Origin of the sequence: Streptomyces sp. NPDC005483, assembly GCF_040606035.1 — a bacterium.
Taxonomy (GTDB): Bacteria; Actinomycetota; Actinomycetes; order Streptomycetales; family Streptomycetaceae; genus Streptomyces.
Genome location: NZ_JBEXEA010000033.1, coordinates 34,585 through 48,458, shown reverse-complemented (window position 1 = coordinate 48,458; position 13,874 = coordinate 34,585). Strand labels below are relative to the sequence as shown.

The following is a 13,874-nucleotide window of genomic DNA, read 5'->3' as shown; positions in this document are numbered from 1 at the left end:
GTGGACCACTACCGGACCGGGTTGAGCACAGCTAGAGCGTCAAGCGCCGCGGCGGTGTTGGGACGACGGACCGGACTCGTCGTCCTCGTCCTCGTCGTCGTTGTAGAGATCCGCGTACTGGGCGTACGGGTCGTCTTCCTCGTCGTCGTCCTCGAACGGCTCGCCATTCGGCGGCTGACTCGAAGTCGAAGCGCCCAGCTCATTGGCCAGACGCGACAGATCAGTCCCGCCGCTGCTGTACTTCAGCTGGCGGGCGACCTTCGTCTGCTTGGCCTTTGCCCGGCCGCGCCCCATGGCTCGACCCCCTCGGATACGGGGCTCGGTGGCCCCAGAGTCTTGACACGCGTTCATGATCTGGAACGGGCTCTCCGCGGAGAGACCGGTCCGTAGGGCTTCCACGGTACCTGAGCCCACGCCCATACGGTACGTCGCCCGCACCACGGGCCCGGCCCCGGGACCCTCGGGGAGCCCCGTCCCCGCTGGTCAACCGCGATTTTAACCACTTCTGAGCGGCCGACCCGCCGACGAACGTGAGAGTTCTCTCTAAGAGTGCGCCGACGGGTACCGGTCAAACGTCAGCGGGCCCGTTCCGTGGCCGCCTCATGCATCCGCTGCTCGGCGATCCGGTCGGCCGCGGCGGCCGGCGGAATCCCGTCTTCCTTCGCACGTGCGAATATGGCGAGCGTGGTGTCGTAGATCTTCGCGGCCTTCGCCTTGCACCGCTCGAAGTCGAACCCGTGGAGCTCGTCGGCGACCTGGATGACCCCGCCGGCGTTCACCACGTAGTCCGGTGCGTAGAGGATCCCGCGGTCGGCGAGGTCCTTCTCGACCCCCGGGTGGGCGAGCTGGTTGTTGGCGGCGCCGCAGACGATCCGCGCGGTCAGCACGGGCACGGAGTCGTCGTCGAGGGCCCCGCCGAGCGCGCAGGGGGCGTAGATGTCCAGGCCCTCGGTCCGGATCAGCGCGTCGGTGTCGGCGACCCGGGAGACGGCGGGGTGCCGGGCGGTGATCCGCTCCACGGCCTCCTGCCGCACGTCCGTGATCAGGACCTCGGCGCCCTCCTCGAGGAGGTGCTCGACCAGGTGGTGCCCGACCTTGCCGACGCCCGCGACGCCGACCTTGCGGCCGCGCAGCGAGGGGTCGCCCCACAGGTGCGCGGCGCTGGCCCGCATGCCCTGGTAGACGCCGAAGGCGGTGAGGACGGAGGAGTCGCCGGCGCCGCCGTTCTCCGGGGAGCGGCCGGTCGTCCAGCGGCACTCACGGGCGACGACGTCCATGTCGGCGACGTAGGTGCCGACGTCGCACGCGGTGACGTAGCGGCCGCCGAGGGAGGCCACGAAACGGCCGTAGGCGAGGAGCAGCTCCTCGCTCTTGTCGCGCTCCGGGTCGCCGATGATCACGGCCTTGCCGCCGCCGTGGTCGAGCCCGGCCATGGCGTTCTTGTACGACATCCCGCGCGCGAGGTTCAGCGCGTCGGCGACGGCCTCCTGCTCGCTCGCGTACGGGTAGAAGCGCGTCCCGCCGAGAGCGGGGCCGAGCGCGGTGGAGTGGAGGGCGATGACGGCCCTGAGGCCGCTCTTGCGGTCCTGGCAGAGCACGACCTGCTCATGACCGCCCTGGTCCGAGTGGAACAGGGTGTGCAGCACGTCGGCAGCGGCGCCGGTTACGTCGGTCACTGTGGTGACTCCTGGGTAAATTGCGGCGATGGGGCACAGGCTCCCGTACGGGTGGCGGGGCCTGTGAGCACGAGATTAGGGCCTGTGGCGGCCCAGGACCGTGCAGTGCTCAGGATCACCCTCTCCGGAGGCACGGGCGTGCGACGATTTGCATAGTTTTCCCGCGCGTTTGTGTGCGGGTTTCGCAGGTTTTCCCGGCAGGCGGCGGGGGAGAGAGCAGGCGTGCCCAAGGTGTCCTCGGTGATCGTCCCGTACGCGACCTATCTGCGCGTGTACGAACCGCTGGCCGCCTTCCCCGAGCCCGAGCGCGGCCACTGGGCGCGCTACGCCCGCCGTCCGGACCGTCCCTCGTACCAGGACGAACTGCGCCGCTCCCTGGCCGACCTGCTGCCGGTCCCGCCCGTCCCGGTGCCGGTGCACGAGAGCAGCGACGCGTTCGTGCTCGACGTGGACGGCGTGGTGTGCGTGTGCCCGTGGCGCACCCGGCTGCGCGGCTGGCTGGCCCTGGAGGAGCTCGGGGACGAGCTGCCGGGTCCGGTCCTGGACGCGGCGCTGCCCGAGGTCGTACGCCGCCAGAGCACCCAGGACTACGAGCGCTGGCTCGCCCGCAACCCGGACGCCCGGCCCTGGATCCGCACCGCGACCTGGCAGGTGCCGCTGAACTGGTTCGTGCTCGTCTCCGACGAGGAGCGGCGCTTCGACGAGGGCTCCGGCGAGATCCCGCCGATGTTGCGCTACCGCACGCCCATGGTGCAGGCCCGGAGGCGCGTGGCGCGGGCCCTGAGGGCCCTCAAGGACGCCGTCGACGAAGGACCGCTCATCGACGGTCTGATCGATGTCGGGCGCTGGCTGGAGGAGTTCCACCCCCGCTCGCTGGTCGAGCTCGACTACGGCGGTCTGGTCCATGTGCTCCCGCCGGGCGAGCTGGAGGACGACCACTCGGCGGCCGACGTGGCCGAGGGCATCGAGGCGCTCAGGCAGGGTGACGGGGGCGCGGCGGGCGAGGCATACGGGCGGCTCGTGGAGCGCTGGCGGACCGTCAGGGACCGTCGCTCGGCCAACTGAATGTGCCCCATGTCACGAACAGGCGTTTGACCTGACGCCCGTTTTGGGGTTTCGTCCTCGCTCAAGGTGTTCAACTTCCCCTGAAGTCTCACCGACAGGGGACGTAGGTCCCGATCCGGGCGTACGCCTCACGGAGTGTCAAGCGTGACGGACCGCACGTACCCGGCTCTTGCATCTCTTGCCTCTCCTCATGCCAAAATAGGACAAGGGGCCCGGGGGAGGTTCCGCTTTGGGGGGTCTGGTGACTCCTGATCGCTGCTGTGACTGATCGTCACAGTGGCGTGACTGTCCGCTATGGCATGGTCCATCGGCTTCCGTCGCCGATGAACACCTGGGGGGCAATTCCATCGGTTTGGCCGACGCGGCTGGACAGATGGTGTAGTTGTAGTGCCGAGGACAAGCCGTTCGTCCTATAACCGACTCGACCCGCATCCGCCATTTCGGGCAACGCGGGTCAAGGTGCAGAATTTAGAGGAAAGAACCGAGAACGATCGGTTCTCCCGAGGAGGCCGCTCATGACCGCTCGCACCCCTGATGCCGAGCCGCTGCTGACCCCGGCTGAGGTCGCCACGATGTTCCGCGTGGACCCGAAGACGGTCACGCGGTGGGCGAAGGCCGGCAAGCTCACGTCGATCCGCACGCTCGGCGGGCACCGCCGTTACCGCGAGGCTGAGGTCCGCGCTCTGCTCGCGGGCATCCCGCAGCAGCGCAGCGAGGCCTGAACAACTGAATAACCGGACAAAACGGCCCGCCCCCCAGCTGGCCGCGGCGTCCGGACACTAGCTCCAAGCGACGCGGGTCCTGCCCCAACAGGGCCCATTCTCAACCTCGTCGTCGATCGCGCTGGACTCCGCCGAGTCCAGCGCGATCTTTTTTGTGCGCGGATCGTGGGCAGTCGGTGGCCCTGTGAGCGGGCTTGTCGGAGTCTGGGGAGGGGTGTCGGATCTCCTGTGAGGCGGTCCCCGTTCGGCGTCCGATCCAGGGTGCAATTGCACATATTAAATTGACCTGTTGTAGGACAGGGGTAAGTTCCACGGTTTCAAAAACTCATGCGGTGACTCCCGTCACATGCCAGAGTCCTTGTCGCCGTCGAGCCCGGTGCGCTAAAGGGTGCTACGCCGGGGACGGGCTCTCGTCCTCCGCGGCCTCCTCCGGGGCCGTGTCGGCGCTTCCCGGTGCGGAGTCCATCGCCAGCCGCAACAGGCGGTGGCAGATCGGGCAGTGGTGGGTCAGATGCCGATACGACGACGCGGCCGACAGATGCGCGCGGAGCAACGCCCGCGTCTCGTGCCTGACCGTTGCCGTCATACGCCACCTCCGGGCTCCACGGGGAACGGGGGCCTGGTTTCTGGGTACCGGGGTCTTGAGGTCTCGTCAAGACGGCGTGGACGCCGCCAGGCCGCCGCGCACACGAAGAAGGCCCGCTTCCCGTTCCCGGGATGCGGGCCTTGCTTCTACTGCGGTCCTGACGGGATTTGAACCCGCGGCCTCCACCTTGACAGGGTGGCGAGCACTCCAAACTGCTCCACAGGACCAGGTTTCGCGGCGCTTACTGCTGCGTTGCGCTGCGAGAAGGACTGTACAGGAGCAGGGAGGTCCTGGTCGAACTCACCGTGTGTGCAGGAGCCGTCACGGCGCGAGGGTGTCGATCGCCTTCACGATCCGCTTGTCGGAGATCGGGTACGCGGTGCCGAGCGCGTGGGCGAAATAGCTGACCCTGAGCTCCTCGATCATCCAGCGGACGTCCAGGACCTGCTGGGGCACGGGCCGGCCCTGCGGGAGCTGTTCCAGGAGCCAGGCGTACTCGTCCTGCATCTCGTGGACCTTCTCCATACGCGTCGTGTCCCGCTGGACGTTCGTCGCCATCTGCTGGAGTCGGCGGTCGGCGGCGACCAGGTACCGCATCAGGTCGGGCAGGCGGCGCAGGCCCGTCGCCGTCACGAAACCGGGCTTCACGAGCGCGTCCAACTGCTTGCGCACGTCCGCCAGGTTCGCCAGCAGCGCCGGACTCCGTACGGCCTTCAGACGCCGCTCACACGCCTGCCAGGCGGCGAGCACCTGCTGCACCTGCCCGACCGTACGGACCGTCGTGTCGACGATCTCGGCGCGCACCTTGTCGTACAGCTTCCGGTACGACTCCTCGTCCCACGCCGGCCCGCCGAAGTCCCCGATCAGCTTGTCCGCGGCCGCCGTCGCGCAGTCCTCGAACAGGGCCTGGATCGAGCCGTGCGGATTCGCCGACAGCGCGAGCTTCTGGGGGTTCGTCAGCTTCTCGGACGCGAACTTCGCCGGGCTCACCGGGATGTTGCGCACGATCAGCCGCCGCGTGCCCTGCCACATCGCCTCGGCCTGCTCGGCCTCCGTGTCGAAGAGCCGGACGGAGACCGTGTCACCGTCGTCGACCAGGGCCGGGTACGCCTTCACCGGCTGACCGGCCCGGCGCGTCTCGAAGACGCGGGTGAGGGTGCCGATCGTCCAGTCGGTCAGGCCCTTGCGCTCCAGCGATTCGCCGCCCTGGCGTTCCGCCGTGGCCGCCGCGGCCTGGGAGAGCGCCTGGCGTGCCTTCGGCCGCAGCCGCAGCCGCAGCGCCTCCAGGTCCTTGTCCTCGGCCAGCTTCCGGCGCCGCTCGTCGACGATCCGGAAGGTGATGCGGAGGTGGTCCGGGATCCTCGACTGGTCGAAGTCGGCCTCCTCGAAGGGCACGCCGACCATGCGCTTCAGCTCGCGGGCCATCGTGACCGTCAGAGGTTCCTGCAGCGGGACGGCCGTATCGAGGAAGCGCTGGGCGAAGTTCGGCGCCGGGACGTAGTTGCGGCGGATCGGCTTGGGGAGGGAACGGATCAGTTCCGTCACCAGCTCCGCCCTGAGGCCCGGGATCTGCCAGTCGAAACCCTCGTCCTTCACCTGGTTCAGGACCTGGAGCGGGATGTGGACCGTCACACCGTCCGCGTCCGCGCCCGGCTCGAACTGGTACGTCACCCGGAACTTCAGCGGCCCCTGGCGCCAGGAGTCCGGGTAGTCGTCCTTGGTGACCGCCTCCGCCGACTCCCGGATGAGCATCGCGCGCTCGAAGTCCAAAAACTCCGGCTGCTCGTGCCGCTTCCGCTTCCACCACGAGTCGAAGTGGGCGCCGGACACGACGTGGTCGGGCACCCGCTGGTCGTAGAAGTCGAACAGCGTGTCGTCGTCCACGACGATGTCCCGGCGCCGGGCCCGGTGTTCGAGTTCCTCGACCTCGCTCAGCAGCTTGCGGTTGTCGGCGAAGAACTTGTGATGCGTGCGCCAGTCGCCCTCGACGAGGGCGTTGCGGATGAAAAGCTCGCGGGAGGACTCGGGGTCGATCCGGCCGTAGTTCACCTTCCGCTGGGCGACGATCGGCACGCCGTACAGCGTGACCTTCTCGTACGCCATCACCGCGGCCTGGTCCTTCTCCCAGTGCGGTTCGGAATACGTCCGCTTCAGCAGGTGCTCGGCGAGCGGCTCGACCCACTCGGGCTCGATCTTCGCGTTGACGCGGGCCCAGAGACGTGAGGTCTCCACCAGCTCAGCCGACATGACGAAACGCGGCTGCTTCTTGAAGAGGGCCGAGCCCGGGAAGATCGCGAACTTGGCGCTGCGGGCGCCCAGGTACTCGTTCTTGTTGCCGTCCTTCACGTCCTTCATCCCGATGTGGGAGAGAAGGCCGGCGAGGAGGGAGACGTGGACGCTCTGGTCGGCCGCGTCCTCCTCGTTGAGATGGATGCCCATCTGCTTGGCGACCGTGCGCAGTTGCGTGTAGATGTCCTGCCATTCGCGGATGCGCAGGAAGTTCAGGTACTCCTGCTTGCACATCCGGCGGAAGGAGCTGGAGCCCCGCTCCTTCTGCTGCTCGCGGACGTACCGCCACAGATTCAGGTACGCGAGGAAGTCGCTGGTCTCGTCCTTGAAGCGGGCGTGCTGCTGGTCGGCCTGGGTCTGCTTGTCGGCCGGGCGCTCGCGCGGGTCCTGGATGGACAGCGCGGCGGCTATGACCATGACCTCGCGGACACAGCCGTTCTTGTCGGCCTCCAGGACCATGCGGGCCAGGCGCGGGTCGACGGGCAGCTGGGCGAGCTTGCGGCCGGTGTCGGTCAGCCGCTTGCGTACGTCCTTCTGCGCCGGGTCCAACGCGCCCAGTTCCTGGAGGAGTTGGACGCCGTCGCGGATGTTGCGGTGGTCCGGCGGGTCGATGAAGGGGAACTTCTCGATGTCGCCGAGGCCGGCCGCGGTCATCTGGAGGATGACGGAGGCGAGGTTGGTCCGCAGGATCTCGGCGTCCGTGAACTCCGGGCGGGCGTCGAAGTCCTCTTCGCTGTACAGGCGGATGCAGATGCCGTCCGACGTACGGCCGCAGCGGCCCTTGCGCTGGTTGGCGCTGGCCTGTGAGACCGGCTCGATCGGCAGCCGCTGGACCTTGGTGCGGTGGCTGTAGCGGGAGATACGGGCGAAGCCGGGGTCGATGACGTACTTGATGCCCGGGACGGTGAGGGAGGTCTCGGCGACGTTGGTCGCCAGAACGATCCTGCGCCCGGTGTGCGGCTGGAACACACGGTGCTGCTCGGCGTGCGAGAGCCGGGCGTAGAGGGGGAGGACTTCCGTGAAGCGGTACGCCTTCTTCGTGAGCGCGTCCGCGGTGTCCCGGATCTCCCGCTCGCCCGAGAGGAAGACCAGGATGTCGCCCTTGCCCTCGCCCTGGAGCTCTTCCACGGCGTCGCAGATCGCCGTGATCTGGTCGCGGTCGGAGTCGTCCGAGTCCTCTTCCAGCAGCGGCCGATACCGCACCTCCACCGGATACGTACGCCCGCTGACCTCGACGATCGGGGCGTCCCCGAAGTGCCGGGAGAACCGCTCCGGGTCGATGGTCGCCGAGGTGATGACGACCTTGAGGTCGGGACGCTTGGGCAGCAGCTGGGCCAGGTACCCGAGCAGGAAGTCGATGTTGAGGGACCGCTCGTGGGCCTCGTCGATGATGATCGTGTCGTAGGCGCGCAGCTCGCGGTCGGTCTGGATCTCGGCGAGCAGGATGCCGTCCGTCATCAGCTTCACGAAGGTCGCGTCCTGGTTCACCTGGTCGGTGAAGCGCACCTTCCAGCCGACGGCCTCGCCCAGCGGGGTGTCCAGCTCCTCGGCGACCCGCTCGGCGACGGTACGGGCGGCGATCCGGCGGGGCTGGGTGTGCCCGATCATGCCCTTGACGCCGCGGCCGAGCTCCAGGCAGATCTTCGGGATCTGGGTGGTCTTGCCGGAGCCGGTCTCACCGGCCACGATCACGACCTGGTGATCGCGGATGGCGGCCGCGATGTCGTCCTTCTTCTGGCTGACCGGCAGCTGCTCGGGATACGACACGGCGGGCACGAGGGCTCGGCGTGCGCCCACCCGCTCCGCGCTCTTGGCGGCCTCCGCCTCGATCTCGGCCAGCACGGCGGCCCGCGCCTCCGGCTTGCGGATCTTGCGCGCGCCTTCGAGCCTGCGCCCGAGCCGGTGCGCGTCACGCAGGGACAGCTCGGTCAGGCGGGCGGCGAGTTCCCCGAAGGCGGGGGTGCCGGGGGCGGGGGCAGGGTGCGTAGACATACGCGGTCCAGGATCTCATCCCGGGGAAATTACTGGCGAACGCTTTTGTCCCCGGCGGTGGATCCGTGGAATCAGGGTGTCGGCGGGGCCGGCGTCTCGGCCGGTGCCTGTCCGCGGTTCGTACCGAGGGCGATGGACCGCGCGGTGTTGGAGACGGCCTTGATGCCCAGGTAGGCGGTGGTCATGCTGCTGACCGCGGTGAAGGCGGCGGTGAGGACGCCGACGGCCACCGCCTTGTCGCCGTGGAGCCGCCAGACCCCGACCACCGCCACCCCCGCGATGGCCAGATTGCCGGCCAGCACGGCGAACAGCCCGTATCTCGCCCGGGCCAGCTCCAGACCGTCGTCCTGCTTCATCGTCCCCGCCCTCTTCGCCCCTCAGCCACGGCATATACAACAAGACCCCGATCCGGAGATCGGGGTCTGTGCTGTGGCTGGGGCCGGGGTCGAACCGGCGACCTACCGCTTTTCAGGCGGTCGCTCGTACCAACTGAGCTACCCAGCCGCGAGGCTTCCGGGGAAACCTCAGCGGTCCTGACGGGATTTGAACCCGCGGCCTCCACCTTGACAGGGTGGCGAGCACTCCAAACTGCTCCACAGGACCAAGCGTTGTGCACGAACAGTGTCGCACACGGTGTTGCGTGCCCCCAACGGGATTCGAACCCGTGCTACCGCCTTGAAAGGGCGGCGTCCTGGGCCACTAGACGATGAGGGCAAACCGATACTGCTCTGCTTCGTCTATGCGTCTCCAGGGGGACGTGAGAAGCATGTGACTCTGCTTTCCCCCGGAGGGTTCCGCTTCTCCTGTTCTCCTTACGGAGAGCCGGACGGTCAAGCCCTGACCGGTGCGCTTGGGCACGACGAGACTGTACTACGCCGCTCGGAGCAGGGCCAAATTGATTGGGCGCGGCCGATCAGGGCTGCTTGTCCTCCGGGAGGTGACGGCTGACCTCCGCCGTCGTGAGGCCGAGGCCGCCCAGTTTGATCTCGTCCCAGGCCTGGAGACGACGGGTGTCACGGTCCATGTAGAGGATCGAGGCCTCGATGGGGTCGGGGTACTTGCCCTCGACGGCGCGCAGGCCGCTGCCGCCCGTCGAGCCCTCTACCCGCAGCCGGGTGCCCTTCTTCATGACCTCCATCTCCTGGTGGTGGAGGTGCCCGGAAAGGATCATCGGCACCTCGCCGTCGACCTCGCGGGCCGCCGAGGGTTCGTGGGCGATCGCGAGGTCGACCGGGGTGCCCGCGGCCCGCTGCTCGCGCAGGGCCGCGGCGAGACGGTCGCCCGCCGCCTCCTGGGACTCGTCGGCGCCCGGGTTCGTGGAGCGGTCGGGGGTGAACTGGGGGTCGCCCATGCCCGCGAACCGCAGTCCGGCGATCGTCTCCGCCTTGCCGTCGTCGAGGACGTGGACGCCCTTGAGGCCCTCTATGTAGCGCTGGGTGGTCAGGGAGTCGTGGTTGCCGCGGACCCAGACGTACGGCGCGCCGAGGTCGGGGATCGGGTCCAGGAAGCCGTTCTCCGCGGCCGTCCCGTGGTCCATGGTGTCGCCGGAGTCGACGATCACGTCGACCTTGTACTGCTCCACCAGCGAGGCGATGATCTTCCAGCTCGCGGGGTTGAGATGGATGTCGGAGACGTGCAGGACCCGGATGGTGGTGGGGTCCGGCTGGTAGGCGGGGAGCGTGGACGTGACGTCGTAGAGCTTCGTCACGTTCGTCACCAGGCGGGCCAGCTCCTTCTGGTAGACGTCGAACTCGGTGACGATGCTGCGCGCGTTGCCGACCAGGGAGGGGGCGGAGGAGAGCAGCCCCGAGAACTTCGGCTCCAGGACGGATTCCGGGTTCCAGGTGGCGTACGCCGTGCCGCCGCAGGCCGCCAGGAGGGTGAGGGCGAGGCCGCCGGCCGCGAGGGCCCTGCGGGGGCGGCGGTAGACCGCGAGGCCGAGTGCGGTGGCACCCGACACGACGGCGACGCAGGAGCGCAGGGCGAGGTCGAGGGTGCCGTGCTCGACGTCGGTCGCGACCTCGTCCTGGAGGCCGGAGAGGCGCTCGGGGTGGTCGACCAGGGCCTGGGAGCGTTCCGGGTCGAGCTGGTCGACGTTGACGTCGAGGCGGACCGGGGCCTGGTGGCTGTCCAGTTGGAGCGCGCCGAGCGGGGAGACGTTGATCTTCGTGCCACCGGACAGGGAGGGGCGCAGGGTCATCGTCGTGTTCATGGGGCCGACCGGGACCCGGACGTTGCCGACGATCAGCAGTCCGAGCCAGGCACCCAGAAGGACGACGGCCACCAGGCCCAGGGCACGGGCCCAGGGGTGCGGCTGGTGGACGAGCTCGACGGACGGGTTGGAGCGGCGCCTGCCGTACTGGCGGACGAGGGCTCGCGGGGGCCTTCGTAGGGTGTTCAGGATGCTCCGGACGTTCAGGACTGCGGCGGGGACGCGGGCCATTGGTCCCCTATGCCCAGGTCCGCCCGCGGATATGCGGGCGTGCTCAGGACTCTCGTACGGCGGGGTCGTGCCGGAGAATGGGCATGTGCTGGAGATGACGCGCGAGGAGTTCGAGGAACTGGTCGCCGAGGCGCTGGACCGGATCCCGCCGGAGTTGACGCGGCTGATGGACAACGTCGCGGTGTTCGTCGAGGACGAACCGCCGGCGGAGGATCCCGAGCTGCTCGGGCTGTACGAGGGCACGCCGCTGACCGACCGGGGCGAGTGGTACGCCGGGGTGCTCCCGGACCGCATCACGATCTACCGGGGGCCGACGCTGCGGATGTGCGATTCCCGCGAGGACGTCGTCGCGGAGACCGAGGTGACGGTCGTCCACGAGATCGCCCATCACTTCGGGATCGACGACGCGCGGCTGCACGCACTCGGGTACGGCTGAGGCCGTTTGGAACGGGGCGCGTGTCCTCTTGTGGGCGGCGGGAGTTGGGCAGGTTGACTCTTTGACGACCGCCCTCGGAGGTGGCTGCTCGTGCGCCCCTTGTACGTACCCGTCCGTCTGGCCGCCACGGTCATGGCCGTCGCCGCCGCCGCGGGCTGCATGAGCGTGGGCGGGGACGACGGAGGCGGCAGCGCGAAGCCGTCGCACTCCGCCGGTGAGCGGGGCGGGGAGGCACCGGACGGCGGGTCGGGGGGCGCGGGCGGTTCCGTGGGATTCGGCGGGGCGGGCTCGGACGGCAAGCACGGGAAGCACGGCAAGGGGAAGGACGGCGAGGAGTCGGCCTCGCCCTCGGCGTCCGTTTCGGCGGGGCCCGGCGCGTCGGCCTCGGCGGGGGCGAAGCCGGGGAGTTCGGTGGGGCCGGTGCCCTCGGCGACGAAGACCGACCCGGCGCCCACCCGTACGCCCGACCCGGAGCCGCCGGCGCCGAGCGAGCCGCCCGCCTCGCCGACTCCGTCGCCGCCGCCCGCCGAGCCCTCCTCGTCCGCGCAGCCGGAGACGGGACCGCAGCTCAGCCAGCGGGAGCCGGCGCCCACCGCCGGGTCGCCGGTGTGACGGCGAAAAGCCCGGAGTGACCTCCGATACATACAAGGGCATTGGTTTGCCTTCGGGGGCGACGGGTGCGTATGGTTATAGATCGTTTGATCATTTGCCCGGCGCCAAAGCAGAAGAGCGCCGTGTGGCGCGTTCTCTCCCTTACCGTGGCTGACCGCATAGAGGCGGTCGTATTGCGAATCACGGAGTTGACGGGCGCGTGCCGACGAGACTCCGGAAGGTTTCGCATACGCATGTCCATTTCCAGTACTGATCACGTCGTTGTGCCCGAGAACGAGGGCACCGAAGAGGCCGTGGCAGCTCCCGAGGTCACCTTCTCGGACCTCGGTCTCCCCGAGGCCGTCGTGCGCAAGCTCGCGCAGAACGGCGTGACCACCCCCTTCCCGATCCAGGCCGCGACCATCCCGGACGCCCTGGCCGGCAAGGACATCCTCGGCCGTGGCCGCACCGGCTCCGGCAAGACCCTCTCCTTCGGTCTGCCGACCATGGCCCGCCTGTCCGGCGGCCGCACCGAGAAGCACCGGCCGCGCGCCGTCATCCTCACCCCGACCCGTGAGCTCGCGATGCAGGTCGCGGACGCGCTGCAGCCCTACGGCGACCAGCTCGGCCTGAAGATGAAGGTCGTCTGCGGCGGTACGTCCATGAGCAACCAGATCTACGCCCTGGAGCGCGGCGTCGACATCCTCGTCGCCACCCCGGGCCGCCTGCGCGACCTCATCAACCGCGGCGCCTGTTCGCTGCAGGACATCGAGGTCGCCGTCATCGACGAGGCCGACCAGATGTCCGACCTGGGCTTCCTGCCCGAGGTCACCGAGCTGCTCGACCAGGTCCCGGCCGGCGGCCAGCGGATGCTGTTCTCGGCCACGATGGAGAACGAGATCTCCACCCTGGTCAAGCGCTACCTGAGCAACCCCGTGACGCACGAGGTCGACAGCGCCCAGGGCAACGTCACGACCATGTCGCACCACATCCTGATCGTGAAGCCCAAGGACAAGGCGCCGGTCACCGCGGCCATCGCCTCCCGCAAGGGCCGCACCATCATCTTCGTCCGCACCCAGCTGGGCGCGGACCGCATCGCCGAGCAGCTGCGCGACGCCGGTGTGAAGGCCGACGCGCTGCACGGCGGCATGACCCAGGGCGCGCGCACCCGCACCCTTGCCGACTTCAAGGACGGTTACGTCAACGCGCTCGTCGCGACCGACGTCGCCGCCCGCGGCATCCACGTCGACGGCATCGACCTCGTCCTGAACGTCGACCCCGCCGGTGACCACAAGGACTACCTGCACCGCGCGGGCCGTACCGCTCGCGCGGGCCGCACCGGCACGGTCGTGTCGCTGTCCCTGCCGCACCAGCGCCGCCAGATCTTCCGGCTGATGGAGGACGCGGGCGTCGACGCCGGGCGTCACATCATCAACTCCGGTACGGCCTTCGAGCCCGAGGTCGCCGAGATCACCGGCGCCCGTTCGATGACCGAGGTCCAGTCCGAGTCCGCGGCCAACGCGGCTCAGCAGGCCGAGCGTGAGGTCGCCCAGCTCACCAAGGAGCTGGAGCGGGCGCAGCGCCGCGCGACCGAGCTCCGTGAGGAGGCCGACCGCCTGGTCGCCCGTGCCGCCCGTGAGCGCGGTGAGGACCCGGAGACGGCCGTCGCCGCTGCTGCCGAGGCGGTCGTGGCGAAGGAGGCGGAGGCTTCGGCCGAGGCCGTGGTCGCCGAGCAGGCCGCCGAGCGCCCCGCGTACGAGCAGCCGCGTCAGCGCCGTGACGAGCGGGGCAACTACGAGCGTCGTGACGACCGTGGTGGTCGTTCGTTCGAGCGTCGTGACAACGACCGTGGTGGTTTCCGTCGCGATGACCGTCGTGACGGCGAGCGTGGCGGGTTCCGCCGTGACGACCGTCGGGACGACCGTGGTGGCCGTTCCTTCGAGCGCCGCGACGACCGTTCCTCGGGTGGTTTCAACCGTGACCGTCGTGACGAGCGTCCTTCGGGTGGCGGGTTCAACCGTGACCGTCGTGACGAGCGTCCCTCGGGCGGCTTCCGCCGTGACGACCGCCCCTC

Annotated in this window: 11 protein-coding genes and 4 tRNA genes; 5 read left to right on the top strand and 10 right to left on the bottom strand. The window is 69.3% G+C overall.

Annotation, left to right across the window (positions count from 1 at the left end; all coding sequences use genetic code 11):
• Window positions 1-39 precede the first annotated feature (39 nt).
• Both ABZT06_RS40275 and ABZT06_RS40270 read right to left on the bottom strand, forming a co-directional pair.
• Window positions 40-294, bottom strand: coding sequence for a DUF3073 domain-containing protein (locus ABZT06_RS40275; protein ID WP_123990237.1), 255 nt, complete (start codon window positions 292-294; stop codon window positions 40-42).
• Between the two features lie 281 nt (window positions 295-575).
• A complete protein-coding gene (locus ABZT06_RS40270; protein WP_355752635.1) occupies window positions 576-1,676 on the bottom strand; it encodes a Glu/Leu/Phe/Val dehydrogenase dimerization domain-containing protein in 1,101 nt (366 codons plus the stop codon).
• A gap of 222 nt (window positions 1,677-1,898) precedes the next feature.
• Here ABZT06_RS40270 and ABZT06_RS40265 point away from each other — a divergent pair, with 222 nt between their 5' ends.
• Window positions 1,899-2,741, top strand: a complete 843-nt coding sequence (locus ABZT06_RS40265) for a hypothetical protein (protein ID WP_355752633.1) — start codon at window positions 1,899-1,901, stop codon at window positions 2,739-2,741.
• 515 nt (window positions 2,742-3,256) lie between these two features.
• Window positions 3,257-3,463, top strand: a complete 207-nt coding sequence (bldC, locus tag ABZT06_RS40260) for a developmental transcriptional regulator BldC (protein WP_003949541.1) — start codon at window positions 3,257-3,259, stop codon at window positions 3,461-3,463.
• A 391-nt stretch (window positions 3,464-3,854) separates the two neighbouring features.
• Here bldC and ABZT06_RS40255 read toward each other — a convergent pair whose 3' ends face one another.
• The 8 genes from ABZT06_RS40255 to ABZT06_RS40220 form a co-directional block, all read right to left on the bottom strand.
• Window positions 3,855-4,049: a DUF6274 family protein gene (locus tag ABZT06_RS40255; RefSeq protein WP_355752631.1), complete on the bottom strand. Its 195-nt coding sequence runs from the start codon at window positions 4,047-4,049 to the stop codon at window positions 3,855-3,857.
• Window positions 4,050-4,201: 152 nt separating this feature from the next.
• Window positions 4,202-4,276, bottom strand: a tRNA-Asp gene (locus ABZT06_RS40250).
• A gap of 94 nt (window positions 4,277-4,370) precedes the next feature.
• Entirely contained in the window at window positions 4,371-8,330 is a 3,960-nt protein-coding gene (hrpA, locus tag ABZT06_RS40245) for an ATP-dependent RNA helicase HrpA (RefSeq protein WP_355752629.1), read from the bottom strand.
• 71 nt (window positions 8,331-8,401) lie between these two features.
• Window positions 8,402-8,686 (bottom strand): hypothetical protein, encoded by a 285-nt coding sequence (locus ABZT06_RS40240; RefSeq protein WP_355752627.1) that lies wholly within the window; start codon window positions 8,684-8,686, stop codon window positions 8,402-8,404.
• Between the two features lie 74 nt (window positions 8,687-8,760).
• Window positions 8,761-8,834 (bottom strand) — tRNA-Phe (locus tag ABZT06_RS40235).
• 24 nt (window positions 8,835-8,858) lie between these two features.
• Window positions 8,859-8,933, bottom strand: a tRNA-Asp gene (locus ABZT06_RS40230).
• Window positions 8,934-8,971: 38 nt separating this feature from the next.
• Window positions 8,972-9,044, bottom strand: a tRNA-Glu gene (locus ABZT06_RS40225).
• A 199-nt stretch (window positions 9,045-9,243) separates the two neighbouring features.
• The gene (locus ABZT06_RS40220; protein ID WP_355752625.1) at window positions 9,244-10,773 is read right to left on the bottom strand and encodes a metallophosphoesterase; all 1,530 of its coding nucleotides are present in this window, start codon (window positions 10,771-10,773) and stop codon (window positions 9,244-9,246) included.
• An 85-nt stretch (window positions 10,774-10,858) separates the two neighbouring features.
• On the opposite strand from ABZT06_RS40220, the gene ABZT06_RS40215 reads away from it, so the two are divergent.
• The 3 genes from ABZT06_RS40215 to ABZT06_RS40205 form a co-directional block, all read left to right on the top strand.
• Window positions 10,859-11,209 carry a metallopeptidase family protein gene (locus ABZT06_RS40215; RefSeq protein ID WP_037722149.1) on the top strand — a complete coding sequence of 117 codons (351 nt, stop codon included), beginning with the start codon at window positions 10,859-10,861 and terminating at the stop codon, window positions 11,207-11,209.
• Window positions 11,210-11,299: 90 nt separating this feature from the next.
• Window positions 11,300-11,821, top strand: coding sequence for a hypothetical protein (locus tag ABZT06_RS40210; protein ID WP_355752623.1), 522 nt, complete (start codon window positions 11,300-11,302; stop codon window positions 11,819-11,821).
• Between the two features lie 233 nt (window positions 11,822-12,054).
• The coding region (locus ABZT06_RS40205; RefSeq protein ID WP_355752621.1) for a DEAD/DEAH box helicase at window positions 12,055-13,874 on the top strand (1,820 nt) is incomplete at its 3' end.